Annotated in this window: 18 protein-coding genes; 11 read left to right on the top strand and 7 right to left on the bottom strand. The window is 67.7% G+C overall.

All coding sequences use genetic code 11. The features are described from left to right. The first annotated feature begins 41 nt into the window (after positions 1-41). Together WC815_14540 and WC815_14535 are read left to right on the top strand one after the other, a co-directional pair. A complete protein-coding gene (locus tag WC815_14540; protein MFA5909995.1) occupies positions 42-2,366 on the top strand; it encodes a helicase-related protein in 2,325 nt (774 codons plus the stop codon). Further along, entirely contained in the window at positions 2,363-5,701 is a 3,339-nt protein-coding gene (locus WC815_14535; GenBank protein MFA5909994.1) for an N-6 DNA methylase, read from the top strand. Before WC815_14540 ends, WC815_14535 begins: the two co-directional genes overlap by 4 nt. Here WC815_14535 and WC815_14530 read toward each other — a convergent pair. Then, entirely contained in the window at positions 5,667-6,602 is a 936-nt protein-coding gene (locus tag WC815_14530) for a 2-dehydropantoate 2-reductase (protein ID MFA5909993.1), read from the bottom strand. The genes WC815_14535 and WC815_14530 overlap by 35 nt on opposite strands. Before the next feature lie 43 nt (positions 6,603-6,645). Here WC815_14530 and WC815_14525 point away from each other — a divergent pair, with 43 nt between their 5' ends. From WC815_14525 to WC815_14515, 3 genes are all read left to right on the top strand, one after another. Next, positions 6,646-8,385 (top strand): amidohydrolase, encoded by a 1,740-nt coding sequence (locus WC815_14525; protein ID MFA5909992.1) that lies wholly within the window; start codon positions 6,646-6,648, stop codon positions 8,383-8,385. Between the two features lie 69 nt (positions 8,386-8,454). Next, positions 8,455-9,456: a hypothetical protein gene (locus WC815_14520; GenBank protein MFA5909991.1), complete on the top strand. Its 1,002-nt coding sequence runs from the start codon at positions 8,455-8,457 to the stop codon at positions 9,454-9,456. After that, positions 9,453-10,757: a BamA/TamA family outer membrane protein gene (locus tag WC815_14515; protein ID MFA5909990.1), complete on the top strand. Its 1,305-nt coding sequence runs from the start codon at positions 9,453-9,455 to the stop codon at positions 10,755-10,757. Before WC815_14520 ends, WC815_14515 begins: the two co-directional genes overlap by 4 nt. A 66-nt stretch (positions 10,758-10,823) precedes the next feature. On the opposite strand, the gene WC815_14510 is transcribed toward WC815_14515, so the two are convergent. Then, positions 10,824-13,139 (bottom strand): PAS domain S-box protein, encoded by a 2,316-nt coding sequence (locus WC815_14510; protein ID MFA5909989.1) that lies wholly within the window; start codon positions 13,137-13,139, stop codon positions 10,824-10,826. Between the two features lie 54 nt (positions 13,140-13,193). On the opposite strand from WC815_14510, the gene pruA reads away from it, so the two are divergent. After that, entirely contained in the window at positions 13,194-14,828 is a 1,635-nt protein-coding gene (gene pruA, locus WC815_14505; protein ID MFA5909988.1) for an L-glutamate gamma-semialdehyde dehydrogenase, read from the top strand. Between the two features lie 68 nt (positions 14,829-14,896). Here pruA and WC815_14500 read toward each other — a convergent pair whose 3' ends face one another. After that, positions 14,897-17,155 carry a DUF5916 domain-containing protein gene (locus WC815_14500; GenBank protein MFA5909987.1) on the bottom strand — a complete coding sequence of 753 codons (2,259 nt, stop codon included), beginning with the start codon at positions 17,153-17,155 and terminating at the stop codon, positions 14,897-14,899. A gap of 296 nt (positions 17,156-17,451) precedes the next feature. On the opposite strand from WC815_14500, the gene WC815_14495 reads away from it, so the two are divergent. The 5 genes from WC815_14495 to WC815_14475 are packed head-to-tail and all read left to right on the top strand — an operon-like array spanning position 17,452 to position 21,064. Continuing rightward, on the top strand, positions 17,452-18,003 hold the full coding sequence (locus WC815_14495) for a GspH/FimT family pseudopilin (GenBank protein ID MFA5909986.1): 552 nt from the start codon (positions 17,452-17,454) through the stop codon (positions 18,001-18,003). Positions 18,004-18,040: 37 nt separating this feature from the next. Beyond that, on the top strand, positions 18,041-18,409 hold the full coding sequence (locus tag WC815_14490; GenBank protein MFA5909985.1) for a hypothetical protein: 369 nt from the start codon (positions 18,041-18,043) through the stop codon (positions 18,407-18,409). Then, positions 18,403-19,101: a prepilin-type N-terminal cleavage/methylation domain-containing protein gene (locus tag WC815_14485; GenBank protein MFA5909984.1), complete on the top strand. Its 699-nt coding sequence runs from the start codon at positions 18,403-18,405 to the stop codon at positions 19,099-19,101. Before WC815_14490 ends, WC815_14485 begins: the two co-directional genes overlap by 7 nt. Beyond that, a complete protein-coding gene (locus WC815_14480) occupies positions 19,098-20,546 on the top strand; it encodes a hypothetical protein (GenBank protein MFA5909983.1) in 1,449 nt (482 codons plus the stop codon). The genes WC815_14485 and WC815_14480 overlap by 4 nt, the downstream gene beginning before the upstream one ends. Next, positions 20,546-21,064 carry a hypothetical protein gene (locus tag WC815_14475; GenBank protein ID MFA5909982.1) on the top strand — a complete coding sequence of 173 codons (519 nt, stop codon included), beginning with the start codon at positions 20,546-20,548 and terminating at the stop codon, positions 21,062-21,064. Before WC815_14480 ends, WC815_14475 begins: the two co-directional genes overlap by 1 nt. Before the next feature lie 12 nt (positions 21,065-21,076). On the opposite strand, the gene WC815_14470 is transcribed toward WC815_14475, so the two are convergent. The 4 genes from WC815_14470 to WC815_14455 all read right to left on the bottom strand — a co-directional run bounded on the left by WC815_14470 (position 21,077) and on the right by WC815_14455 (position 25,955). Next, on the bottom strand, positions 21,077-22,138 hold the full coding sequence (locus tag WC815_14470; GenBank protein ID MFA5909981.1) for a D-cysteine desulfhydrase family protein: 1,062 nt from the start codon (positions 22,136-22,138) through the stop codon (positions 21,077-21,079). Beyond that, the gene (locus tag WC815_14465; protein ID MFA5909980.1) at positions 22,135-23,124 is read right to left on the bottom strand and encodes an RluA family pseudouridine synthase; all 990 of its coding nucleotides are present in this window, start codon (positions 23,122-23,124) and stop codon (positions 22,135-22,137) included. The genes WC815_14470 and WC815_14465 overlap by 4 nt, the downstream gene beginning before the upstream one ends. A gap of 132 nt (positions 23,125-23,256) precedes the next feature. Continuing rightward, positions 23,257-23,925 carry a GNAT family protein gene (locus WC815_14460; GenBank protein ID MFA5909979.1) on the bottom strand — a complete coding sequence of 223 codons (669 nt, stop codon included), beginning with the start codon at positions 23,923-23,925 and terminating at the stop codon, positions 23,257-23,259. Positions 23,926-23,933: 8 nt separating this feature from the next. Further along, the gene (locus WC815_14455; protein MFA5909978.1) at positions 23,934-25,955 is read right to left on the bottom strand and encodes a S8 family peptidase; all 2,022 of its coding nucleotides are present in this window, start codon (positions 25,953-25,955) and stop codon (positions 23,934-23,936) included. Positions 25,956-26,220 lie beyond the last annotated feature (265 nt).

Raw genomic sequence — 26,220 nt, 5'->3', positions numbered from 1 at the left:
CGCGATACCTCGCCCGGCCGCGGGTTTGCAGCAATGGCGGCATGCGACCTGGCGCAATCGTGACGCTGCGGGACGAAGTCTGGACCGTCGCGCACGCTGAATCGTTCGAGCACTGCACCCTGCTGACCCTCGAAGGGAGCGGACCGGACAACGCGGGGCGGGTGTTCCGCGCCATCACGCCGTTTGATCGCATCAGCGCATCACCCGACAGGCGTCCGCAGCGGCGGAAGCGGCGCGCCGTTCTCCGTTGCGCGCTGAGCGCGCTCGCGCGGGAGCGGCCGGCGCTGGGCCTGTGGAGCGCCGCCGAGGCGTCGCTCGACCTGCTGGCCTATCAACTGGAGCCGGCGCTCGCCGTGCTTCGCGGCGCCACGCGCGTGTTGCTCGCCGACGCCGTCGGCCTCGGCAAGACGGTGCAGGCGGGCTTCATCCTGGCCGAGCTCCGGTCGCGCGGCCTGGTGGAACGCGCCCTGGTGCTCTGCCCCGCCGGCCTTCGCGGCACCTGGGCCGGCGAGCTGCACGATCGCTTCGGCATTCACGCGGCCGTGCTGGATCAGGCCTCCATCGCACTCGGCCTCCAGGCGCTGCCGGCCGGCGTCAATCCGTGGGCGGCACATCCCGTGGTCGTCGCCTCGATCGACTTCGTGAAGCGCCCCGAGGTGCTGGCGGCGGTGGAAGAGGTGCCGTTCGACCTGGTCATCGCCGACGAAGCCCATCACCTGACGCCGGCCAGCGATCGCGGAGCCGCGGTCGATCGCCTGGGCGCGCGCACGCCGTGGCTCGTGCTGGTGTCGGCGACGCCGCATTCGGGCGACCAGGCCGACTTCGATTACCTGACGGCCATCGGCTCGCTCTCGGACCGGCTGACCGTGTTTCGGCGCAGCCGCCGCGACGTCGGGTTGCCGGACCAACGGCGCGTTCGGATGCTGAGCGTTGCCCCCACCCCCGAAGAGACGCGGCTGCTTGGCGCCACGGACGGCTACGCGCGGGCCATCTGGCAGGCCCGCGGCCGGGCCGAGCGCGCCGTGCAGCTGGTGGCCATCACCCTCGCCCGCCGCGCGGCGTCCAGCGCCGCGGCGCTGGAGCGCACCCTGTCACGGCGGCTCGCGCTCCTCTCCGGCGGGGCGCCTGCGGTTCCCGTCCAGGGCTGGCTGCCGTTGGATGACGCCGACGACAGCGATGGCGATGAACTGGACGAGCCGCTCGCGCGCCCGGGACTGCTTGACGACGACGCGGAACGGCGGCAGCTCGCCGATCTGATCGACCTGGCGCGGGCCGCGTCGCGCCGCTCGTCGAAATTGGGAGCCCTGCGGCGCTTCCTCGATCGCGCGAGGGAACCCGCGGTGGTGTTCACCGAGTATCGCGACACGCTTCACGCGGCCTCGGCGCAACTGGCGTCAGCGTTCCGGCTGGGTGTGATCCACGGCGGCGTGCCCGCGCCGATGCGGCAGGAGGTGATTCGCCAGTTCGAACGCGGCGACGTCGACGTGTTGCTGGCCACCGACACCGCCGGCGAGGGCCTCAACCTCCATCGGCGCTGCCGCCTGGTGATCGACCTCGAGCTGCCCTGGAACCCACGCCGCCTCGAACAACGGGTGGGCCGTGTCGATCGGATTGGGCAACAGCGCCGGGTGCACGCCGTGCACCTGCTGCACCGGGGAACCGTGGAAGATGCGGTGTGGTCCCACGTCGAAGGCCGGCGGCGGCGCGCCGCGCAGGCGCTCGGTGATGATGAGGGCCCGACTGAAGACGACATCGCCCGGTCGGTCTTCGACGCCGTGGCGCCGCCGCCAGGCGGCCGCGCGCGCGTCGCCTCGACCAGAATCGACGCGGCCGGTGACGAACTGCGGCGCGTCACCGAACAGCGCCGCCTTCGCCATCCCGGCACCGTGGCGTTCGATCGCGCGGTGTTCGCCGTGCCGCGCCGTGTCCGGCGCCGGCGCCGCGCCGCGGTCGCGCTCTACGAGTGTTCGCAACAGGGGCTGACCGGGGGCATGGTCGAACGCCGCGTGGTCGCCCTGGTCATTGCCGTCCCCCGCCTGCGCACCCACGAAGCGTGGCGGGCTCTCGCCGTGGCCGCCGCCGGCTCCGGAGTCGCCGCGGACACGGCCGCGCACCTGCCGCCGTTACGGGAGGCCGTCATCGCGCGAATCGCCGAGGCTCGCGCGCGACTGGCCCGGTCCCAGCCGCTCGCGCACCAAGGCGCGCTGTTCGACCGGCGCGCCGAGCGCGCGGCGGGGGCGCGACGGGAGGTGGCCGCCCGCCTTGATGCCGCGCTCGCTCGACGCGCAGCATCGTTGAACCCTGCCGAAAGCCGGGCGGCCCACGCGCGGTTGATCGCGTTGTGGCCGCTGCGTGGAGAGCCGTGATTCCCGGAATCACCGGTCACCTGCTGTCGCACGCCTACCTCGAGCAGCACGTGCTGCCCGGCCTGGATCGATCGGCTGCGGCGGCGGCGTTCGAGCACGCGGCGGCGCGATGGTGGCGCGTGGTCACTCGATCGATCGGTCCGTCCGCTGGAGCGCGGCAGGTGTTCGACGTCGCCGCGTCACCGCTGCTTGACTCGCTCGGTTACAGCGCGGCGCGGGTCCGGCCGGTGACCGACATGCTGATGGGCCTGGTGTCGGCGGGCGGTTCGCAGGCCGCGCTGATGATCGCGCTGCCGTGGTCGGCCGGCGTGGACGTGGCGTGGCGCGATGCGATCCGCGGCGGCGTCGGGGCAGACGCCGCCTGGGCGCTGGTCACCAACGGGCGGGCGCTGCGCATCCTCGATTGCCGCCGCCCGTGGGCGAGGCAGGCCCTGCACTTCGACTTCGAGCCGCTCTTTGCCAACCCGCGCGGACCGCTGCTGCTGTGGGTGCTCGCCGGCGCCGACGCGACCCTCGGCGACGCCGGGACCGCGGCACTGCGGGCCCGGGCGAACGAATCGGATCTCCATGCCGCGCGCGTGTGTCACGCGCTGGGCGACGGTGTGCTGAGGGCGTTGCCGCAACTGACCGCGGCGCTGGCCGCGGGCGGCCGCGGGCGCGGCAGGCGAGCCGGCAGCCCCTACGACCAGGCCCTCACCGTCGTCTACCGCGTGCTCTTCCTGCTGTTCGCCGAAGCGCGCGGCCTGGTGCCGGTGTGGCATCCCGTGTATCGGGAGGCCTACACGATTGACGCGCTCTATCGGCGCACCCTGGAGCCGCGCGCGCCGCGCGGACTGTGGGCGGCGCTGCAGGCGATTGCCCGGATGGCGCATGCCGGGTGCAAGGCCGGCGATCTCGACGTCACGGCGTTCAACGGCCGGCTGTTCTCTCCCCGCCACGCCCCGCTCGTGGAGCAGCGGCGAGTGCCCGAAGACGTGGTCAAGGCCGTGGTGCTGGCGCTCGCCACCACCGACTCACCCGCCGGCCGGCGGCGCATCGCGTACCACGACCTCGGGGTCGAACAGCTCGGCGCGGTGTACGAGCGGGTGCTCGAACACGAGCCGGTCGCCACCCGCGCCGGCCTCGTGCTGCGACGCACCTCGACCGAGCGGAAGGCCACCGGCAGCTTCTACACGCCGCGTTCGATCACCGAGTTCCTCGTGCGGCGAACGCTGCATCCCGTGGTGATGAACCGGCCGGCACGGGACATTCTCGGGCTCCGGGTGGTTGACCCCGCCATGGGCAGCGGTGCGTTCCTGGTGGCGGCCTGCCACTACCTGGCGGACCAGTGCGAGCAGGCTTTGATTCGCGACGGCGAGTGGCGCGCCGATGACGCGACACCCGCCGGCCGTGCGGACCTTCGCCGCCAGGTCGCGGAGCAGTGCCTCTACGGCGTCGACCTGAATCCCACCGCGGTGCAACTGGCGCGGCTGTCGCTGTGGCTCACGACGCTGGCCTCCGGCAAGCCGCTGACCTTCCTGGACCACCACCTCGCCGTGGGGAACAGCCTGCTGGGCGCGCGGCTCGCCGACCTGGTGAAGCCGCCCGTGCGCCAACGAGCCGCCCGCGAGGTTCCGCTTCCGCTCTTCGACGATGGGGGGTGCGAGGTGGTGGCGGCACGCGTCCTGCCCGAACGGTTGCGGCTGGCGCTCGAACCGTCCGACACGCTGCAGGCGGTGCGCGAGAAGGAGCGGACGCTCGAGCGCCTGTCGGCGGCCGATGGACCATTCGCGAACTGGTCGCGCGCGGCGGATGCCTGGTGCGCCGCGGCATTGTGGCCCGGCCCGCCGCCATCGCCTGCGCTTGTCAACGAGTGGATCGCGTCACGGCTCGGACGCGCCACCACGCTGCCGGCGGATCAGTTGGCGCACGGGCTGACCCAGGCCGCCGACATCGCCGCGAGCCATGCCGTGTTCCACTGGGAGCTGGCCTTTCCCGAAGTGTTCTTCGATGCCCGTGGGCACTGGCGGCCCGACGGCGGCTTCGATGCCGTGCTCGGCAATCCACCCTGGGACATGCTGCGCGCCGACAGCGGACCGGCGGCGGGCCGGGAAGCAGACCGTGCGCGCGCGGCACCGGTGCGCCGCTTCTTTCGATCGTCAGGTGTCTACGCCGCCCAGGGGCACGGCCATGCCAACCGCTACCAGCTGTTCCTCGAACGCGCGTTGCAGCTCGCGCGGCCGGGCGGACGCGTCGGGCTGATCCTGCCGTCGGGCATTGCGACCGATCACGGCAGCGCGCGATTGCGGCGGCAGCTCTTCGACCGCTGCGCGATCGACACCTGGCTGGGGCTCGAGAACAAGGCGGCGATCTTTCCCATCCATCGCAGCGTGCGCTTCACGCTGATCGCGGCCACCAGCGGCGGCCGGACCGAATCGTTGCGTTTCCGGTCGGGCGTCCACGATCCCCGCCTGCTGGATCGCTGCCCCAGCGACCCGCGTCAGGACGAAGGAGATGAATTGCTGTCGGTGTCGCGGTCGCGGCTGGAGGCGTGGGATCCGGAACACCTCACCGTTCCCGAATTGACGTCACCGGCGGCGCTCGCGATTCTGACGGCCGCCGCCGTGGCGGCGCCGGCGCTGGGCGCCGCCCACGGCTGGAACGCGCGATTCGGCCGTGAGCTGAATGCCACGGACGACCGCGGGCACTTCATCCACCGCCCTCGGCCGGATCGCCGCCCGGTGATGCCGATCATCGAAGGCAAGCACGTCGCGCCGTTCTCCGTGTCGCCGGACCTCGCGACGCTGGCGGTGCCGGTCGAGCAGGCCGGGCGCCTGATCGATCCAGCCATCAGTTTCGAACGCGAGCGGATCGCGTATCGCGATGTGGCGAGCGCGACCAACCGGTTGACGCTGATCGCGGGGCTGCTGCCGAGGCACACGCTGTCAACGCACACGGTGTTCGTGCTGAAGACCGCGTTCGGCGCCGGCGCGCAGTGGTGCCTGCTCGCGCTGCTCAACAGCCTGGTCGCCAACTACCTCGTGCGGCTGAGCGTCACCACTCACGTCACCACCGCGCTGATGTCGCGCCTGCCGGTGCCGCGCCCGCAAGACGGCTCGCCGGCGTTCCGCGAACTGGCCGCGCTCGCGCGGGCGCTGTCGACATCCGGCATCGACGGCGATCCAGGCAGCTACGCACGGTTGAACGCGATCGTCGCGGGGCTCTACGGACTCACGCCGGACCACTACGAGCACGTGGTCGCGAGCTTCCCCTTGATTTCCCAACCGCTCCGAACCGCTTGCGTTGCCGCCTACCAACAGGCTAGCTCTTCACCGGCCCGGACTCCCACGCCTTGAGGACGGCGTAGAGCGTCGAGGTGATCGGCACCGGCACGCCATGCTTCTTCGCGCGGCGCACGGCCGCGCCTTGCAGGGCTTCCACCTCGATGCGCTTGCCCTGCTCCAGGTCGATCAGCAGCGACGACCGCGTAGTGGGCGGGATGTGGTCCATATATTCCTTGAGCGTGTCGAAGCGGTTGGCGGAGATCGTGACGCCCTCCGCCCTGGCGATGGCCGCGATCTCGCGCGAGGTGGCGTAGAACATCTCCTGGACGTGCGGGAACTTCCAGATGTGGCCAATCGCCAGCCGCGACGCGCCGGTGAAGCCCGAGAACGCCACGAGATAGACGAACTTGTCCCAGATCGGCACGCGGGCGTCGGCCACCGGCGTCACCTGGATGTCGGCGGTGGCGAAGATGTCGGCGACCGCCTGCACGCGCGGTGAGATGCGGCTGCGGTCTCCGAACACCTCGCCGAAAATGATCGAGCGATGCACGCCGGTCTGGACGATCAGCCCCGGCGCTTCGAGCGCCGTGGCGACGTAGGTGGTGCCGCCAAGGACGTGCCGCTCGCCGGCCACGGCAGCCACCTCATCGACGCTGTCCACGCCGTTCTGGAGGGTGAGGACCACGGTGTCCGGTCCAATCAGGGGCGTCAGCATCGGCAGCGCGGTGGTGTTGTCGTAGGCCTTCACCGACACGATCGCCACGTCCACCTGGCCGACCTTCGCGGTGTCGCTCTCGGCCGGGGCCTGGACATTGAAATCGCCGAGTTGGGCGCTTTTCACGTCGAGGCCCTTGGCGCGCATGGCCTCGAGGTGCGCGCCGCGGGCAATGAAAGTGACGTCCTGGCCCGCGCGCGCCAGCTTGGCGCCAAAATAGCCTCCCACCGCTCCCGACCCCAGAATTGCGAATCTCATTCAGCCTCCGCAGACGTTTTAGCACAGTGCTAGAATTTGCCTAATGGCGGCCCGCATCACGGCCTATCTGGTGGCCTGCATCGTCAGCGTTACGCTCATCGCCGGCCTGATTGTCGGCGCGCAGCGCGAAGGCGACGACGCGGTTGACCTGATCGTGATCAACGGCAAGGTCTACGCCGGCGACGGCGAGGCGGATCTCGCCGAAGCGGTGGCGATTCGCGGCAACAAGGTGATTCGCGTCGGATCCAACCGCGAGATCCAGCGGCTGCGCCGCGCCCAGACCACCGTCGTCGATGCCAAGGGCGGCGCCGTGGTGCCGGGCTTCAACGACGCGCACACCCACTTCATCAGCGGCGGCCTTTCGCTCGACCAGGTCAACCTGCTCGACGCCACCACGCTGGATGACATCAAGGACACCGTTCGCATCTGGTCGGAAGTGCATCCGGAGCGGGCGTGGATCACCGGCCGCGGCTGGTACTACCAGCCGTTCGCGGGGTCGCTCCCGACGCGGCAGCTGCTCGACACGCTGGTCCCCGATCGCCCGGCGTACTTGATCGCCTACGACGGCCACACCGGCTGGGCCAACACCAGGGCGCTCAAGCTCGCCGGCATCACCCGGCACACCAGGAATCCGCTGAACGGCGTGATCGTGAAAGACTCGCGCACCGGCGAGCCGAGCGGCGCGCTGAAAGAGGCGGCGATGGCGTTGATGAACGTGGCGCCACAGCCCACCGCGGAGGACAAGGCCGCCGCCATCCGCGCCGGCCTCGTCGAAGCGCATCGCGTCGGCATCACCAGCGTCCAGAACGCCGGCGGTTCGGCCGACGACCTCGCGCTCTATGACGGCCTGCGCAAGCGCGGCGAGTTGACGGTGCGGGTGTATCAGGCGCTGCCGGTTGACGCCTCGCTGGACGAGGCCGGGCTCGCCGCACTCGGCAAGGTGCGCGAGCAATTCGCGGATGACCCGCTGCTCAAGACCGGCGCGGTGAAGCTGATCGCCGACGGCGTGATCGAGTCGCACACCGCCGCCATGCTCGCGCCCTACGAGAACCGGCCCGCCACCAGGGGCGAGGCGCGGTTCACGCCGGAGCAGCTCAACAAGACGGTGGCCATGCTCGATCGCGAAGGCTGGCAGGTGATGACGCACGCCATCGGCGACGCCGCCGTGCGCATGACGCTGGACGCCTACGAGGCCGCCGCCAAGGCCAATCCCGCGCCCGAGCGTGGGCGCCGGCACCGCATCGAGCACATCGAGACCGTTGACCAGGCGGACGTCGCGCGGTTCGGCAAGCTCGGCGTGATTGCCTCCATGCAGCCCGTGCACGCCACGCCGAGCCCGACCCCGGGCGACGTGTGGAGCACGAACATCGGCCCCGAACGCGCTGCACGCGGGTGGCTCTGGGCCAGCATCGCCAAGGCCGGCGGGCGGCTGGCGTTTGGCAGCGACTGGCCGGTGATGACACTCGACCCCATGATGGGCCTGCACGTGGCTGTGAACCGCACGACGGCAGACGGGCTGCCCGCGGGCGGCTGGTTGCCGGCCGAGCGGCTGCCGCTGCGCCAGGCCATCGACGCCTACACCAGCGACGCGGCGTGGGCCTCGTTCGACGAACAGCGCAAGGGCGTGCTGGCGCGCGACATGCTCGCCGACCTGGTGGTGCTGTCGGAAGACATTTTCGACACGCCGGCCGCGCGGCTCACCGACGCCCAGGTGATGGTCACCATCGTCGACGGCAAGGTGGTCTACCGCCGCGAGCCGGTCGAAACCACCTCGACGCCGTAATCGGCCGGACGATTCTCCACTCCGGGGGAACCGAGTTCAACCGGCCTCCGTCTGATTCCAAGATCCACCATGCGAGCCAAATCCCTCGTCGCCCTGCTATGCCTGGCGTTGCTCGGGACCACCCTTCCTGCGATGGCCCAGTCGGACCTGGACGCGTTCATGGAACGCGTGCTGGCCCGCCGCGACGACAACTGGAAGAAGCTCCAGCAATACGTGCTCGAAGAGAAAGAGGGCTTCGACCTCACCGGCCCCGGCGGCCTCCCGCTCTGGGGCATGCGGCGCGAGTATTCGTGGTTCATCCGCCAGGGCATCTTCGTGCGCAGCCCGGTGAAGGCCAACGGCGTGGCGCTGTCGGAGGCCGACCGGCGGAAGGCGGAAGACCAGTGGCTCAAGCGGGAGCAGGGCCGCGAGGAACGGCGCCAGCGGCGCGCCGAAAGAGATCGACAAGGCCTGCCAGCGGATGCCGCCGACGCCGAGAAGCGCGCCGTGGTGATCAGCCCCACCGGCATCGAGGTCAAAGACGAGCAAGGCACGACGCCCGCGGACCTGCCGTCCAACATGGACGACCTGCTGAAGCAGGGCGCCGATCCGCAGTTCGTGTCGGCCGCCTACTTCCTCAAGTTCCGCTTCGAGAAAGGGCGCTACGCCCTGGCCGGCCGCGAGAAGGTGGACCACCGCGATGCCCTGAAGATTGAGTACTACCCGGAGTCAGGATTGTTCAAAGAGGGCAAGTCGCGTCCCAACCGGAAGGTGCGCGACCGGGAAGACGAGATCGAAGAGAAGATGAACAAGGTGTCGCTGGTCACGTTGTGGGTGGACCCGGCGACCCACCAGATCCTGCAGTACACCTTCGACGACATCGGCATGGACTTCTTCCCAGGCCGCGCGCTGATGCGCGTCAGCGACGTCAAGGCCACCATGCGCATGGGCCAGGCGTTTTCCGAGGTGTGGCTGCCCCGCAGCATCGAGATGCGCTTCGGCATGATGATGGCGGTCGGCGCGGTCGATGCGAGCTACCAGGTGGACTACGTCAACTACAAGCAAGCCGACGTCACCTACAAAATCAAATGACCGCTCGTGGCTTCAGGTGCGCGGCGTCGCTCGCGTTGATGTTGTCCGGGATGAATGTGGCGTCGACCACCGAAGCCTCGGCGAAGGTGGCCAGCCGGACCTTACCCGCGCAAACCTCACCTGGCGTGGTCGGCGAAGTGCGTGTGCACGGCAATCACACCACGCCCGACGCCGATGTGCTGGCCATCGTCGGCGACGTGGTCGGCAAGCCGGCCACCGACGCGCTCGTCGCCGAAGTGACCGCCCGGATCGAGAAGAGCGGACGGTTCGAAGGCGTTGATGTCCGCAAGCGGTTCCGCTCAATCGACAACCCCGACGACATCCTGTTGATGGTCGTAGTGGACGAGGTGCCGGGCATTTCAGCCGACGACCTGACGCCGGGCCCGTGGAAGACTCTCAAGAGCAGCGGCATGTTCCTCCCGATCGTCCACCATGACGATGGGTATGGGTTCACCTACGGGGCGCGGATGAGTTTCGTGGATCGGCTGGGGCCGCGCAGCCGCGTCTCATTCCCCCTCACGTGGGGCGGCGAGCGGCAGGCCCGCGCGCAGCTCGAGCGCTCGTTCACGGGCGGACCGATCGCCCGGCTGTCGGGAGAGGCCGGCATCGGCCGCCGCGAGAACCCGCACTTCGCAATCGGCGACACCCGCACATCCGGCCAGGTCCGCGCCGAGTCGGCGGTGCGGCGGTGGCTCCGCCTCGGGGCCGGCGCCGGCCTCGACCAGGTGAAGTTTGGCGAGGCGCGCGACCGGCTGGTCCGCGCCGGCGGCGACGTGACGCTCGACACGCGCGTTGACCCGGCCTTCCCGCGTAACGCCGTGCACGCCACGTTCGGGATCGAGCGGCTGTCGTTCGACGCCGGCACCGCGAACCGCCGGACCGCCGATGTCCGGGGCTACGTGGGCCTCCTCGGACAGTCCGTGCTCGCGGTGCGGGCCATGTCGCTCACGTCCACGGCGCCGCTGCCGGACTACGAAAAGGGACTGCTTGGCGGCGCCGCCTCGGTTCGGGGATACGACGCCGGCTACAGGGCCGACGACAACCTCGCGGTGGTATCGGCGGAACTGCGCGTTCCCGTGACCGCGCCGTTGTCGATCGGCCGGTTTGGTGTGAAGGCGTTTGTCGATGCCGGGACCGCATACGCGCACGGCGCCAAACTCTCCGACCAGGCGCTCGACCGCGGCTACGGCGGCGGCGCTTACCTGCACCTGACCATCCTCAGCCTCTCGCTGGACGTGGCGCGCGGCCACGGCACCGGCGACGTCCGCTGGCACTTCGGCATGGGCGTCACGTTCAAGTGACCCCACCCGTTCATGTCGACTGCGCCGGAAGGGGATCGCCTTCCTCGGCTTCCGTCGCCGGTGCGTCTAGGCAAACGGGAGGGTCAGCGTGAACGTCGCGCCCTCGCCCTCGCGCGAGTCCACGCGAATGGTGCCGCCCTGCTTTTCCGCCAGGGCCCGCGCAATCGTCAATCCGAGACCGGTTCCGGGAATGCGACGGGTGTCGCTGCCGTCGAGCTGTGTAAACGGTTCGAAGATGAAGTCCACCTGGTGGGCGGGGATGCCCGGTCCGTGATCGCGGACCGCGACCGCCACCATGGCGCCGTCGCGTTCCGCCAGGACCTCGACGGTTGAGCCGGTCGGGGCATGCTTCACGGCGTTCGACAGCAGGTTCACCAGCACTTGCACGCTACGGTCCGGATCGGCCATCACGTCCGGCAGGTCGGCCGCCGGAACCACCACCGTCACGCCGGCATCGCGGGCGATGCCGGCGACCGAGCGCACCGAGTCGTCGATGATCGGCCGCAGCGGCGTCCGCCTCGGCAACACCATCATCTCGCCGGCCTCGATCTTCGACATGTCCAGGATGTCGTTGACGATGCGGATCAGGCGATCGGCGTTCGACAGCGCCACCCGCACCAGCTGATCGGCGTCGTCGTTGCCGGTCATCGCCTCGGCAATCAGCAGCTGCATCGAGGCGCGGATCGACGTGAGCGGCGTGCGCAGCTCGTGGCTCACCATCGAGATGAACTGCGACTTCAGCCGTTCCAGCTCGCGCGTCATGGTGACGTCGGAGCCGATGCCAATCAGGTACGACGTCGCGCCCGACTGGCCGCGCAGCGCCATCACCGTCCAGGCGATGACGTGGCGCGCCCCGGTCGTGCTCACCCACGTGCGATCGAGGGTCACCGGCCCGGTGGCCGCGGCCAGCCGCGGAATGCTCTCTCGAATGCCGTCACGGCTTTCCAGCACGAACGGCAATTCCCAAATCGGCCGGCCGGCCGCCTCGCTCATCGGCATCCCCGACAGGATCTCGCAGGCCCGGTTGAAGCGGACGATGTGGCCCTGCGCGTCGAGGACCATGATCAGGCTGGGCGCGGTGTCGAGAATGGCCGACACGAAGTCGCGTTCGGCGCGCAGTTCGGTCTGCGCGTTGACGCGGTCGGTGATGTCGCGGGCCATGCCCTGGAAGCCCTCGACGCGGCCGCCGGTGATGATGACCCGCACGTGCTGACCGACCCAGATCTCCGTGCCGTCCTTCCGCCTCACCGGGAACTCGAGGTAGGTGGCCTCGCGCGACTTCGCCGACTTTTCGTAGAAGGCCATCGCCCGTGGCACCCAGTCGGGCCGCATCAGCTCGAAGTACTTCATCGACAGCAGCTCGGATTCCGGGTAGCCGAGAATGCGGGTGGCCACCGGATTGACGAAGGAGAGCCGGCCGAACGGATCGGTCCGGTAGATCATGTCGCTGGCGTTGTCCACCAGGTCTCGATACCGCCGCTCGGTCCGCTCCACCGCCATGGTGCGCGCCTGCACCTGCTTGTGCAGCGACCGGTTCCAGGCGGTGCCGCCCACGAACAGCAGCAGGACCAGCCCGCCGGCAATGCCGAGCACCGCGGCGTAGCGTTCGAGCCACGTCCGCCGGATCGGGTTGCTCAAGTACTGTTCCACCAGGCGGTCGAACTCGCCGGTGGACTTCATGCGATCGAGCGCCGCGCGCAGCGGCGCCACGTCGCCCTCGCGGCCCTTCAACGTCGCCATTTGGTACGGCCGCGACAGCAGCGGCACTTCGACGGCGCCATCCGCCAATGGCCCCATCAGCGCCCGCATGGTGAGGTGATTGCCGGCGACGCCGTCCACTTCGCCGCGCGCAAAGGCCTGGATGGCGTCGCCGCGGGTCGCCACCACTCGCAGCAACGGCCGCCGCGCCTCGGGCAGGCTCGACAGCAGCAGGTGGTTGATCGAGCCGGCGTCCACGGCAATCCGCACGCCCCACAAGTCGTCCAGTCCGTGCGGATAGCGCGGCAGGCCGGATCGCATCATCACCACCTGCGCGAGGGTCCAAGTCTGATCGAGCAGTTGGTAGCGCGCCGCCCGCTCCTCGGAATACGTCAGGAACATGACGTGCGTCTTGCCCTGGTCGAACTCGGCCATGCGCTCGTTTCGGGGGCCCAGCCGGATCTCCACCGCCATGCCCGCCTCGCGCGCCAGCGCGCGGATCAAGTGGATGTTGAACCCCTGGGGCTCGCCGTTGTCGTCGAGATATTCGTAGGGAGGGAACTCCTGGTCGCCGCCGTAGACCAGGGCCTGGGAATCCCGGACAGTGTCCTGCGCGCGCGCGGGGGCGCCGGGCACCACGAGCATGCCCAAGGCGATTGCGATGCCGAGCCGGCGCGGGCCCACGGGCAAATTGTAACTACAATAGAAGTTCGCCCTCACTCAAAAGGAATTGCGCTCATGCCTGATGCAATCACTGGCCGCCGCCGGGTTCCCCGGCCCGAGAACGACCCGAACCTGACTTACGCGCCGGGTACGCCCGCGCGGGACGACCTCAAGGCCCGGTTGTCGACGATGGCCGCCGAAACCGTGGACATTCCGATCGTGATTGGCGGCAAGGAGATCCGAACCGGGGTCACCGAGCACGCGGTCATGCCGCACCATCATCGCCACGTGCTGGGGAATTACCACAAGGCCGGCGCCGCGCACGTGCGCCAGGCCGTGGACGCCGCGCTGGAAGCGCGCAAGGAATGGTCCAGTTGGCCGTTCGAAGATCGCGCCGCCGTGTTCCTTCGCGCGGCGGAGCTGCTCACCACGACGTGGCGCTCGACCATCGTCGCCGCCACCATGCTCGGTCAGTCGAAGACCGCCTACCAGGCCGAGATCGACGCCGCCTCCGAGTTGGTGGACTTCTGGCGCTTCAACGTCGCCTTTGCACAGGATCTGCTCGCCGAGCAGCCCGACAGCAGCCACGCGGTGTGGAACCAGATGGAGTACCGGCCCCTTGAAGGCTTCGTCTACGCCATCTCGCCCTTTAACTTCACCGCCATCGGCGGCAACCTCGCCGGCGCCCCGGCGCTGATGGGCAATACCGTCGTCTGGAAGCCGGCCGGCACCGCCATGCTGAGCGCCTACTACGTGATGAAGCTGCTCGAGGCCGCCGGGCTGCCGCCGGGCGTCATCAACTTCGTGCCCGGCAACGCCGTCGAGATCTCCGACGTGCTGCTCGACCATCCGGACCTGGCCGGCATCCACTTCACCGGCAGCACCGCCGTGTTCAACGGCATGTGGCAGCGCGTCGGCCAGAACCTCGGCAAGTATCGCGGCTACCCGCGCCTGGTCGGCGAAACCGGCGGCAAGGACTTCATTGTCGTGCACGCCTCGGCGGACCCGCAGGCGGTGGCCGTCGCCGCGGTGCGCGGCGCGTTCGAGTACCAGGGCCAGAAGTGCTCCGCCGCCAGCCGCATGTACGTCCCCAGGTCACGGTGGGCCGACATCCGCGATCGCATGGTCGCGATGATGAAGGAGATCCGCGTCGGCGACGTGCGCGACTTCCGCAATTTCATGGGCGCGGTGATCGACAAAAAGGCGTTCACCAAGATCAGCGGCTACATCGACGACGCCAAGAAGAACGCCAAGGTCATCCAGGGCGGCGGCTACCGGGGCGACGACGGCTACTTCATCGAGCCGACGCTCGTCGAATCGAGCGACCCGGCCTATCGCCTGATGTGTGAAGAGATCTTCGGGCCGGTGTTGTCGGTCTACGTTTACGACGACGCGAAGTGGGCGGAGACGCTGGAACTCGTGGACCGCACCTCGCCGTACGCGCTGACCGGCGCCGTGTTCGCACGCGATCGCGCCGCGGTGCGCGAAGCCTCGACGGCGCTCAAGAACGCCGCCGGCAACTTCTACATCAACGACAAGCCGACCGGCGCGGTGGTGGGGCAGCAGCCCTTCGGCGGCGCCCGCGCCTCGGGTACCAACGACAAGGCCGGGTCGAAGATGAACCTGGTCCGCTGGGTCAGCATGCGGACGATCAAGGAGACCTTCGCGCCGCCGACGAACTACACGTATCCGTTCATGACAGAGGAATAGTCCGGCTAAAGCCGGACGCCACATTGCCGATGTAGCATCCGGCTTTAGCCGGATTAGATCCAGCCGGATTAGAACCGAAACAGCTTTGTCAGCTTCACCACCAGGCTCCGGTTATCCAGTTCAGGAAAACCGGGGCCTGTGGTGTTTCTGCCGTCGCTATACACCACGAACAGCTCGCTGCCCGGCTGGTACTCCCAGCGGAAGCGGACGTTGGTGCTGATGGCATCGTTCGCAGACTGGAACTGCACCAGCGCCGATGCGAACATCCGCGGCGTCAGCGTGTAGGTGAATCGGGAGCTGATGATGTTCGAATCGCCATTCCCCCACGGCGTCTTGAAGTGGTTCAGCGATACCGTCGGTTCCGCCTGGAAGCGGGGTCCGAATTCCACCCGGCCCCGCCAGCTGATTTCCGTCAGCGTGCCGCCGTAGAAGCCGCCGCGGGTCAGGATTAGCGTTCCCGAGACCGGCCGTTGCGCCGAGGTGGTGAACAGGAATTTTCCCTGCGAGAAGTCATAGGCGCCGGGCGGCACGACCAGGCCAGGCGTGACCGTGAACGAGGCGACCAGTGACTCGAACTGACGCGAGTACTCGGCGGCGAGCTGGTCGCTGCTGTTCAATTCCAGCCGGAACGCGCCCTGCAATTCCCGTGATTCGGGATGTCCGCCCGGATCCTCGAGATAGTCGACGCTGGCTTCGTAATAGAGCTTGCGGATGCCGGTCCGCGCGGCCGGCCTGGGGCTGTACCGCGTGCTGGCGAAGGTGCGGCGGAAGGCCGACCGCCGGAGAAATCCAATCTCGGGATTGAAATCCTCGCCGACGAACAGATGGTCCACCTGCAGGCCGGTGGCGTCGGCATTCCAATTGAACTGCCCGCGATAGCTCTGCGACTGCGCGCCGGCCCGTCCCGTCGAGTCGGCGGTGGCCGCCCAAAAGCCGTTGAGCTGAAGTTCGGTTCTGGCGTTGACCTGCGTGTCGATGCCGTAGGCGTAGTTCTCGCCGCCGCCGTTGAGCCGTGGGCCGCGCCGGGTCGCGATCAGGCCGACCCGGCTCCGCTTGAGGATGTCGCGATTGAGGCGAATCACCGAGAAGTCAGTGGCCTCGGCTCCGGCCGCGGGCTCCGAATCGCTGCGCATGTGAAGGGCGCCAACCTGGTAGCCGCCGCCGCGGCCGATCAGCCGCGCGCCGCCGAGAATGGGCACCACCGTATTGTTCTGGAGGCCAATCCGGCGGCTGAAGAACACGATCGGCGTGACGTTGTTCCCGCCCCCGCCGCCGTTGCCCTGGATGGCCTGCGGTCCGTTCCCGCCGCCCTGGTTCGAGCCGGAGCCGGCGAAGTTGAAGACGTCCTGGCCTTCCAGGAAGAAGTCCCGCTTTTCAGGAAACAGCACGCTGAACCGCGTCAGGTTGACCTGCGCCTCGTCATCCTCCACCTGGGCGAAGTCGGTGTTGTAGGTGAAGTCGGCGACGATCGACTGCGTGATGCCCCACTTGGCATCGACGCCGAATTCGGCGGCGCCGTGATTGGACAGCGGCGGCGTGGAGCGGTGGTTGGTGGTGGTCGAACCGAGCGCGTACGGCTTGACGTCGATGTTGCGGAGGTCCTTCGGCGTTTCGACCCCGACCAGGGGACCGGCCGACGACAAGCTGTTCAAAGCGCGGCGGCCCCACGACACCGGCACGGCCGACAGGTACGAGACCTCGTTCTTGGAGCGGACCATGCGGCGGAAGTTAATCCCCCAGGTGGCGCCGCCTTCCTTGAACCGGATGGACCGGAACGGGATGCGGAACTCCGCGGTCCACCCGCCGTCGAAGTCCGCGGTCCGCACTTCCCAGAGGCCGTTCCAGTTCGGGCTGGGCTGTTCGTTGGTCGCCTGCCAGTCGAACATGCCGCCCTGCGCGTTGGACGAAAAACCGAAGCCGTTCCGGTGGTCGTTGAAGGTGTCGAGAATGAACGCGATGTGGTCGTTGTTGTAAAGGTTGAACGAGTCGCGACGCATGTCGCTCATGACCCGCTGCGACGAGTCGGTTTCCCACAACTTCACCGAAACGTAGACGTCATCGTCGTCGAAAAACACCCACGCCTCGGTCTTGTCGCTCGCGGGTTCTCCCGAATGCGGCTCCTGCTGCACGAAGTCCCCAAACGGCTTCGTCTCGCCATAGAGCGGCTCGTCCAGCCGGCCATCGAACTGCAAGGGCGATGGCAGGCGGGCGGCGCGAATCGTCGCCCGGCCGCTGGCATCGCGCGCAATGGTGTCGGGTGGCACCGGCGCGTCCTGGGCGGCCACCGCCGGCGGGTGGATCAACGCGACGAACATTATGGTGGCCATCGCCAGCCGCGAGGCTCGCGGGAGACAGACGGATACAACTGGCGCGATGGACGGCATCAAAGTCCATCATTATATCGGGCGCGCGCGGCCGGGCTTACTGGCGCCGCGTCACCTGCATGAAGCCGGTGGTGTTGACGTCCCGGAACATCTGCACCCCTGACCTTGTCGGGGAATTTACGGTACTGGTCTAACGCACGGCGTGAAGGAAATACCGCGAGGAATTACAATACTGTCGGCGTTTGTTCCAAACCGGAACAACAGGGGCGATTCAGGCCCGCTATTTCAGCACATAACCAATGTCTATTGAATGGGTTAGCCGGGTATGTCGTCGGTGGTCTGCCTCTTGCTATCTCCTGGGTGTGCGTTCTCAATCGGGCTTTACGCTTGCGGAGTTGATGATTGCGCTGGGTATCGCGGGTGTCCTCGCTGCGATATCGGTGCCGGTCATGATCGAGTCGTCCGCCCGAAACAGCCTGTGGACTGGCTCCGAGCTGGTCGGCGCCCAGATCCGGCAGGCCCGGCTGAAGGCGATCACGCGCAATACGACTTTTCAGGTTCGGTTCAACTGCCCCGCCGTCGGACAATTCCGTTCGCTCGTCATGACCGGCGACGCCGCCATCGATGATGCCGTTGACCGTTGCAGCGTGACCCGGCCGTTTGACAGCGGCGTGCAGGTACTACCGGAGAACGTCTCGTCCGCTCCGGCGAACACGATCCAGGTCACCGGCCGGGGCATCGTCTCCGTTGTCGGCGCTGCTGTTCCTCACACCGTTTCAGTCTCATATGGCGCAAGTACACGAACACTCGTTATTTCGGCGACCGGTCAGATCACCTTCTCCACGTTCTGACGAGCGCGGGTTCACGCTCGTCGAGGCGATGGTGTCGATGGTCATCCTCACCATCGGGTTGGTGTCGCTCGCGGAATTGCTGGCCGTGACGATGCGGCTGCAGCAGCTGGGCCGCAACGAGACGTCGGCTGTGCGTCTGGCGGTGGACCTGATGGACCATTTAAGGTCCCAGAACTTCGACTTGGCAGCCAACATCCAGCCCGGCGGTTCGCTCACCGCCGACGTTGCGAACTATAACGACACCGTCCCTGGCTACCGACGCCGATGGGTGGTGGCGGCGGGCCCGCTCAGTGCGGCGGGCGCCGAGCCCAACCTTCGAGAGATCACGGTCCGCGTGATTCCGGAGGTGACAGACGGCCGGACCACGTCGACCTACGAACTCGTAACAATCATCCATCGATGGTAGCGATGACGCATTCCCGGCATTTCAAGCCTGGCGCAGGCGAACGTGGCTTCACGTTGATCGAGCTGCTGGTTGCGACAGTCGTGTCGATGCTGGTGCTCGGGGGTGCGGTCGCGCTGACCTCCCAAGTGCAGAACGGCTACCGCCGGCAGATCGAGGCGGCGGCGGGTGAGCAGGAGGGGCGATACGCCCTCGAGTGGATCGGCAAGCTCATCCGCGGCGCCGACAACAATCCTTTCAACGTGGCGACCACCGACTGCCCGACGGCCGGAACAGGGTATGCCGCCATTCGATTCGACCCCAACGCCGACGGCGTCAACAACGACATTCGCCTGCAGACCGATTCGAATCCGCCCGACGGACAAGTCGGCGGCACCCTGGGCGTCTGCGATCAGGCGAACGAGGACGTCACCATCTCGCTCGACACAACGAACAGCGCGATTCTGTTTTTTGACAACAACCTTGGCGTGCCGGCGTCAATCCGTACCGACGCCGTCATTCAGGATCTCCGCTTCATTTACCGCAATAGTGAACACGCCGTCGACGACCCGCTGGGGTCGGGGACACCAATTACTCCAGCCAACGTTCGCTATGTGGACATTCAGATTACCGTTCGGACGAGGACCATTGACCCGGCGACCAATGCGCCCGTGACCAGGACGCTCAGTTCGGAGATCAGAGTGAGGAGCAGATGAAGACGTCACCTATTTGTGCCGCAGGCTCGGAGCGTGGGGTAGCCCTGATCATCGTGCTGTTGCTGCTGGCCGTCATGACGGGACTCGCAACTGGCCTGACGGTGAACGGCCAGGTCGAAATCGCAATGGCCGCCAACGAGATCTATTACGCCGGTGCGCGCGCCGCCGCCGAGGCCGGCGCCAACCGCGCCAGGGCGGCGATTAGGGCTGACACGAGCACGAATCTTCTCGCCGGCCAGGACGGCGTCGTGGATACCGGCAACGCGGCCGCGGCGGCCAATACGGATAACGGCCGCATTGACTTCCTGCTCACGGGCGGGCCGACCTACGCTTTGGGCACGGACGGCCAATATACCTACACGATTCAGATTCTCGACGACGACGATCCGTCGTTGTACACAACGGCGCTCACGGCCGCTCAGCTCCTGGCCATGGGCAATGAGGATGGCACCGGGCTCGTGAATACCAATGATCGGCTGGTCCTTCAGGCCACCGGGTTCGGGCCCAGCGGCACCACGGTGCGAGTCAGGCGAATCCTGTCGACCATCGACACCTTAGTGCCTCCTCCGGTCGTGCCACCGCCGGCCGGTGTCAACGCCGCAATTGTGGTCGATGGGGATTTGACAATTTCAGGCAACCCCAATATCAACGGAACCAACGGCAGCGTCCAGGCCAATGGCAATATGTCGATCAGCGGTAACCCAACCGTCACGCAGAATGCGTTCGCGTCCGGGACGTACACCACGAGCGGCAGCCCCAACATCGGTGGCTCCTCCGGCGGCGGCCAACCTACGGTGACCGTACCGACCGTCAACGCCGCGGACTACCTGTTCCTGGCCACGCACATCCTGACGACAGGCGGCCAGGTCCAAACCCTGGACGACCCGGGCACCGTCGCGAATGAGGCGGCGACGTGCAACGCGCCATGTCTCAACTGGTCATTCATCAGTGGAGAGTGGACCATTGCCGGGAACAGCGCGACCTCGGGCACCTTCTATGCCCAGGGTACCGGGGGGGTGAAGATCTCTGGCAACCCCGGCTCCGCCAAGACCCCGATTGCCCTTTCGGTCATCTCTGAAGGCTCGATCGAGATTTCCGGCAATCCCTACCTCAAGCCGCAGAATGCGTCTCTCTATCAGTTCGTGACCAACGGTGATCTGAAACTTGGCGGCAACGTTGACATTGACCCGACCACGGTCGAGGGGCAGAGCCTGGTGCGCGACCAGTTGATGATCTCCGGCAACCCGGATATCCGGGGCAGAATCATCGTCAAGAATATGCCCACGGTGTCTCCGATCGAGAACCACGTCACCACCAGCGTGATTTCAGGCAACCCCGAGGTCACCTACAACGGCAGCTTCCCGGGCCTGGCCCCGCCCCCTGCCCCGGCGGCACCGGGAACGACCACGTACGTCAACGACGTGCTCGGGTGGATTGAGAGCTGATGGGTCGCATCACGTTCTCGTGCATTCTCGCCATGGCTGTGGCGATCCCAGCCTTCGCGCAATCGCTGGTCGATGTCGCCCGGCAGGAGGAGGCACGGCGCGCCAGCGTTCGGGTGCCGTCGAAGGTCTTCACCAATTCGAGCTTGTCGCCGGCTCCCGGCCCGGCGCCCGTTGCTCCGCGCGACACGGCGCCACTTCCGATGGCAGCGGCATCGGCGACTCCTGCGAATTCGAGCGCCGCGGCTCCCGCCGCCAAGCCGGCAGCCGAGCTGCTTAATGAGAAGGAATGGAGAACTCGCGCCGCGTCGTTAAGGGCACGGGTCGCCATGGCCACTAAAGAGCTGGCCGCACTTGCCGGCGCCTCGCATGCGGATCCGAGAGAACAAGCCTTGCTCGACCGGCTCCGCAAGAGCCGTCAGGCCGCACTGACCCAGGCCGAAGAAGCGTTGCAGCTTTTCGAGGTGCAGGCGGATGCCACCAAGGTGCCTAAAGCCTGGCTCCAGGAGCCACGCGAGTAGGGGTTCGAACCCTCAGCCGCGACGGCGCGTGAACGCGTCAACGAAGCCGTCGGTAAACACCGCGGGCATGCCGCCGGTGTGCAGGAACACCACGGTGTCGCCGGCCTTCAACTCCCGGTTACGTACGTGCCGCACCAGGGCCGCCATGCCCTTCGACGTGTAGCAGGGATCCAGCACGATGGCTTCCGTCCGCGCGACCAGGGCAATCGCTTCGAGGCCGCCCTCGGTGGGAATGCCGTAGCCGTCGCCAATGAAATCTTGATCCGTAATCAGGTCCGGCAGGTCCAGCCGCTCGGGCAGTTCGAGCCGGCTCGCCGCTTCGTTGGCAATGCGCTTCGCCCGTTCGATCTTCTCCGGCTCTCCCGCGCTCACCGCCACGCCGTAGACGCGATATGGCGCCTCGCACAGCAGCGCGCCCAGCGTCAGGCCGGCCTGCGTGCCTCTCGAGCCGCTCGCGTAATACAAGCGGGACGGCGCCACGCCCATCGCCGATAGTTGCTCGACCAGTTCGGCCGAGCCGCCCACGTAGCCGAACACGCCGATGCCGCTGGAACCGCCAACCGGAATCACATACGGCGTGCGGCCCTGTGCGATCTCTTCGGCCACCACCTCGGCGACTACCGCCTCGTCCTGACCAACGGCCAGCATGGGATCGATCGACGCGACCAACCGGACCGTGGCGCCGAACAGGCGATCGAGCAGCAGGTTGCCGGCGAGCGGCGGATGCTCGGTGGTGGAGGTCAGCACCAGCACGCAGCGCATGCCGGCGACGCACGCGGCCGCGGCCGTCATGCGCGCGTGGTTCGATTGCACCGCGCCCGTAGTGATCAGCGTGGTGGCGCCCTTCGCCCGCGCATCGGCGACGAGGTACTCGAGCTTGCGCGCCTTGTTGCCGCCCAGGCCCAGCGCCGTGAGGTCGTCACGCTTGATCAGGATCCGCGGACAGCGTGACGGCCCGCCGAGGGCTTCGCGCAGGCGAACGGCGTCGTGAAGTGGCGTGGGAAGCTGCGCGAGCGGAAGGCGCGGCTGCCGGGCCAGGGCCGCATGGACGCGGCTGACGGCGCTTGATGTCATGATCTCACCTTCGCTGGAGCTACGGTGGGCAAGCATAGCGCGGTCGCGAGTCGCCGCATGTCGTCCGGCCAGGGCGCGAGGATCTCGAGTGCGGCGCCCGTGGAGGGCTGCCGCAACGACAGGCGCCACGCGTGCAGGGCCTGCCGGGGAAAGGTGTGCGCGACCTCGTCCAGGGGCCCCGGCGTCGCGCCACCACCACGCTTGCGTCCGTAGGTGGCATCGCCCACGATCGGCCAGCCGCGCGCGGCGAGGTGGACGCGAATCTGGTGCGTGCGGCCGGTAATCAGCCGGCAGCGAACGACGGAGTGGGCCGCCGTGGTGGCGAGTCGCTCGTACTTCGTCACCGCCGGCTGGCCGCCGCGATCGGTGACCGTGATCCGGCGCCGATCCCACGGGTCGCGGTCGAGCGCCAGGTCGATGGTGCCGCGGACGGGACTGGGCCGTCCCCAGACGATCGCGGCGTAGTCCTTGTCGATGCGCCGGGCGTCCATGGCGCGCTGCAAGGCCGCATGTACTGCGGGACGCTTGGCCACCAGCACGACGCCGGACGTGTTCTTGTCCAGGCGTCCGAGCAGGCCGGGCCGCGAGCCCTCCGGCCAGCCCTTCGCCCGCTCGAGCACGCCGTTCATCAGCGTGCCGCTCGTGTTCTTGTACGACGGATGCACAACGAGGCCGGCCGGCTTGTTGAGCGCCAGCAGGTCGTCATCCTCGTAGATCACGTCGAGATCCATGGCCTGGGCCGCCGGTCGCTGGCGCGGCTGCAGCTGCGCCACCCGGACGCGCAGGTCATCGCCCGCCTGCATGCGCCAGGCCGCGCGCGAGGGCGGCGCGCCGTTCACCAGCACGTCGCCGGCCACAATCCATTTCTGAATGCGGTTGCGCGAGATCGATCGCTCGTCGCGCAGGTGCCTGAGCAGCACGAGATCGACCCGGACACCGAGATCGCCACGGTCGAGCGCAACGGTCCGCCAGATCTCAGAGGGCACGACTTCAGTCTACTTGGCCTGCTTCGCGGACCTGCGTGTACAAAGAAGAAGGCCCGGACCCCCTGGAGGGGCCCGGGCCTGATCGAACTTGCTGCGATGCAGCCTCCGGCCTTAGCCGGATGCGGACGCGCCCTAGTGCGTGACGGCGGCGAACTGGAGCGAGAGGCGCTGCAGGCGCCAATCCTCCGCGAGAATCCCCCACAGCACCTGATCGTGATACTGGCCGTGACGCAGGAACGAGCGGCGGAGCACGCCTTCCTGCACCGCGCCGAGTTTGCGCAGCGCGCCGTTGCCGCGGCCGTTGGCCACCGCCGCGCGCGCTTCGAGGCGGCGCGCGCCGACGACGTCGAACGCGAAGTCGAGCACCAGGCGGGCGCCTTCGACAAACACGCCCGTGCCCCAGAACGGCGAGCCCAGCGCGAAGCCCCACTCGGCGGTGCCGAAGCCGGGCTCGAGCGAGCGGACCTGGAAGATGCCGACGGCGGTCGTCAGGCCGTCGGGCACCACCGCGAAGCAGGCGTAGTTGCCGGCCTGGCGTTCGCGGTGCGTCCACTGGATGAAACGCTCGAAGCCTTCGACCGTGGTCGGCGGCGGCGAGATGAAGCGCGCCACTTCCTCGGTGGTCAGCATCGCCAGCAACGAAGTGGCGTCTTCGAGGCGCAACTCGCGGAGCGTGAAGCCCGTGCCGGCCAACACCGGCAGGCCGGCTTTCCAGTCACTCGTCGTGACCGTGGTCTTCGTCGTGGAGGTCGTCATGTTCATCATGGCCGTGGTCCGGGTCAATTCGGGTTGGAAGGGCATCTTCTCCATTACTGAATCCCTCCCCCCAGAACCGAGATGCTGGTGGTCGTCGTCGTGAACGGCTCGAACGAGAAGAGGTCTTCCCACACGCTCGGGTCGAACGATTCGACCTCCGCCGTGTCGTCGCCGAATTCGTCGCCGTCGCCGGCCGAGTTCCCCCACGAGATGTTGTCCAGGTCGCTGCCGCTGTTGCCCCACACGATGTTGTCGGCGGCGGAGTTGCCCCACACGATGTTGTCGATGCCTTCGGCGTTACCCCACACGATGTTGTCATCGCCGACGTTGCCCCACACGATGTTGTCGCAGTCGGCGCCGGCGCAGTCGTTGCCCCACACGATGTTGTCATCGGCGGCATTGCCCCACACGATGTTGTCGTCGGAGCCGTTGCCCCACACGATGTTGCTGGCATCGCTGTTGCCCCACACGATGTTGTCGCCGTCGGTATTGCCCCACACGATGTTGTCGCTAGCGTCGGAGGCGCCCCACACGATGTTGTTGCCCCAGACGATGTTGTCGCAATCGCCGGCGCAGTTCTCGCCCCAGACGATGTTCTGGCCGATGGGCGTCAGCGCGTCACCCCACACGATGTTCTGGCCCCAGGCGGTGCCGCCGGGCGTGAGCACGCCGCCACTGACGCGGCGGTTGCCCCAGAAGATGTGCTTGCTCCACGCCTTCATGTTCGGATACTCATCGCCCTTGTTGCCGAGCGCGAAGTAACGCGACAGGCGAACCGCACCCAGGGTGTTGAGGAAGCCCGCACCCTGCGTCAGGTAGTTGTAGGTGGGGTAGACCTGCGCGGTGAATTGCAGGATGGCCTTCACCATGTTGGGAGTAAGGCTCGGGTTGGCCTGGAGCATCAGGGCCACCGTGCCGGAGACGACCGGCGCCGCCATGCTGGTGCCGCTCAGCGTCAGGTAGGGAAGGTAGGCCAGGTCGGTGCGCCTGCCCGCCACCAGGTAGGCCGGCTTCGTGTTGTAGAAGAGGCTGTTCGGCGTGCTCAGCGATACCGTGCCGCTGCCCGGCGCGACCAGGTCCGGCTTGGCGCCGAAGTCGATCATCGTCGGCCCGCGCGAGCTGTAGAGCGCCATCGTGTCGTCGCGGCGGTCGATGGTGCCCATCGTGCTGGAGGCGCCGACGGTCAGCACCCAGGGCGCGTTGCCCGGCGCGCCGATGGCGCCGTACTGGGGCTGGCCGTTGGCCGCCTTGCCCATGTTGCCGGCGGCGGCGACGACGACGATGCCGGCGTCAACGGCGCGCTTGGCGGCCAGGGTCAGCGGGTCGGTGTTGTAGCTCTCGAACACGCCGGCGCCGAGCGACATGTTGATGACGCGGATGTTGTAGGCCGCCTTGTTGGCGACGGCCCAGTCGAGGGCGGCAATGATGTAGCTGATCTTGCCCTTGCCTTCGCCGTCGAGCGCCTTGAGGGAGATGATGTTCGCGCCGGGAGCGATGGCCGCGCGGGCGCCGGTCGAGTCGTAGCCGTTGCCGGCGATGATGCCGGCGACGTGCGTGCCGTGGCCCCAGTCGTCGTACTTGGCCGTCTGGCCGTTGACGAAGTCCACGAACGCGGTGACGCGCTGGCCGGTGCGGTTGGCCACCGTGAGGTCGTCGTGCCACGGGGTGATGCCCGAGTCGATGACCGCCACGCCGACGCCGGCGCCGTTGTAGCCGTACTGCGCATGCACGTTCTTGGCGCCAATGGCCGCCGCGGTCCGCGCGACGAACGCTTCGGTCTCGCGGTCAATGTGAATGCGCTTGACCTTCGGGTCATTGGCGAGGCGCTTGAGCAGCGCGTTGGGCATGCGGCCCGTGCGCGCCTTGATGATGCCCAGGCGGCGACCGGCCTTGCCGCCTGACCCCTTGATCCGCGCGATGCTGTCGGAGTCGTCGTTGAACTCGATAATGACGTCGGAATCGCCGATGCCATCGGCGAGGCGATTCAGCTCATTGTCGAGTTTGGCGTGGTGAACCTTGGCGGGCCGCTGGGCACCGGGACCGCGCTGCGCTTCGGCCGGCGTCCACAGGGCCAAGGTTGCGATCAGGGAGAACAGGATGGTTCTTCCCCAAGTGAATTTGCTTGCTACGCGAGGAGACGGACGCTGGCTCATGCCCCCCTTAGTGCAATCTAAAGGCCAAGTATGTATACGAAGGAATCAAGAGTGGCTCAATGTCATCTAGAGTCAGTTAAACGCGCGTAAATTCGCTAGATCTGATGCATCGATACAGAACTCAAGGAGAGCTCAGGAATCCAATTCTTGATGTCCACCGTGTGCTGTATTGGCCATCAAGAGCCGC

The sequence above is a fragment of the Vicinamibacterales bacterium genome (assembly GCA_041659285.1).
GTDB lineage: Bacteria > Acidobacteriota > Vicinamibacteria > Vicinamibacterales > UBA2999 > 12-FULL-67-14b.
The sequence above is the reverse complement of the archived record's forward strand: the minus strand, read 5'-3'. Positions and strand labels throughout refer to the sequence as shown.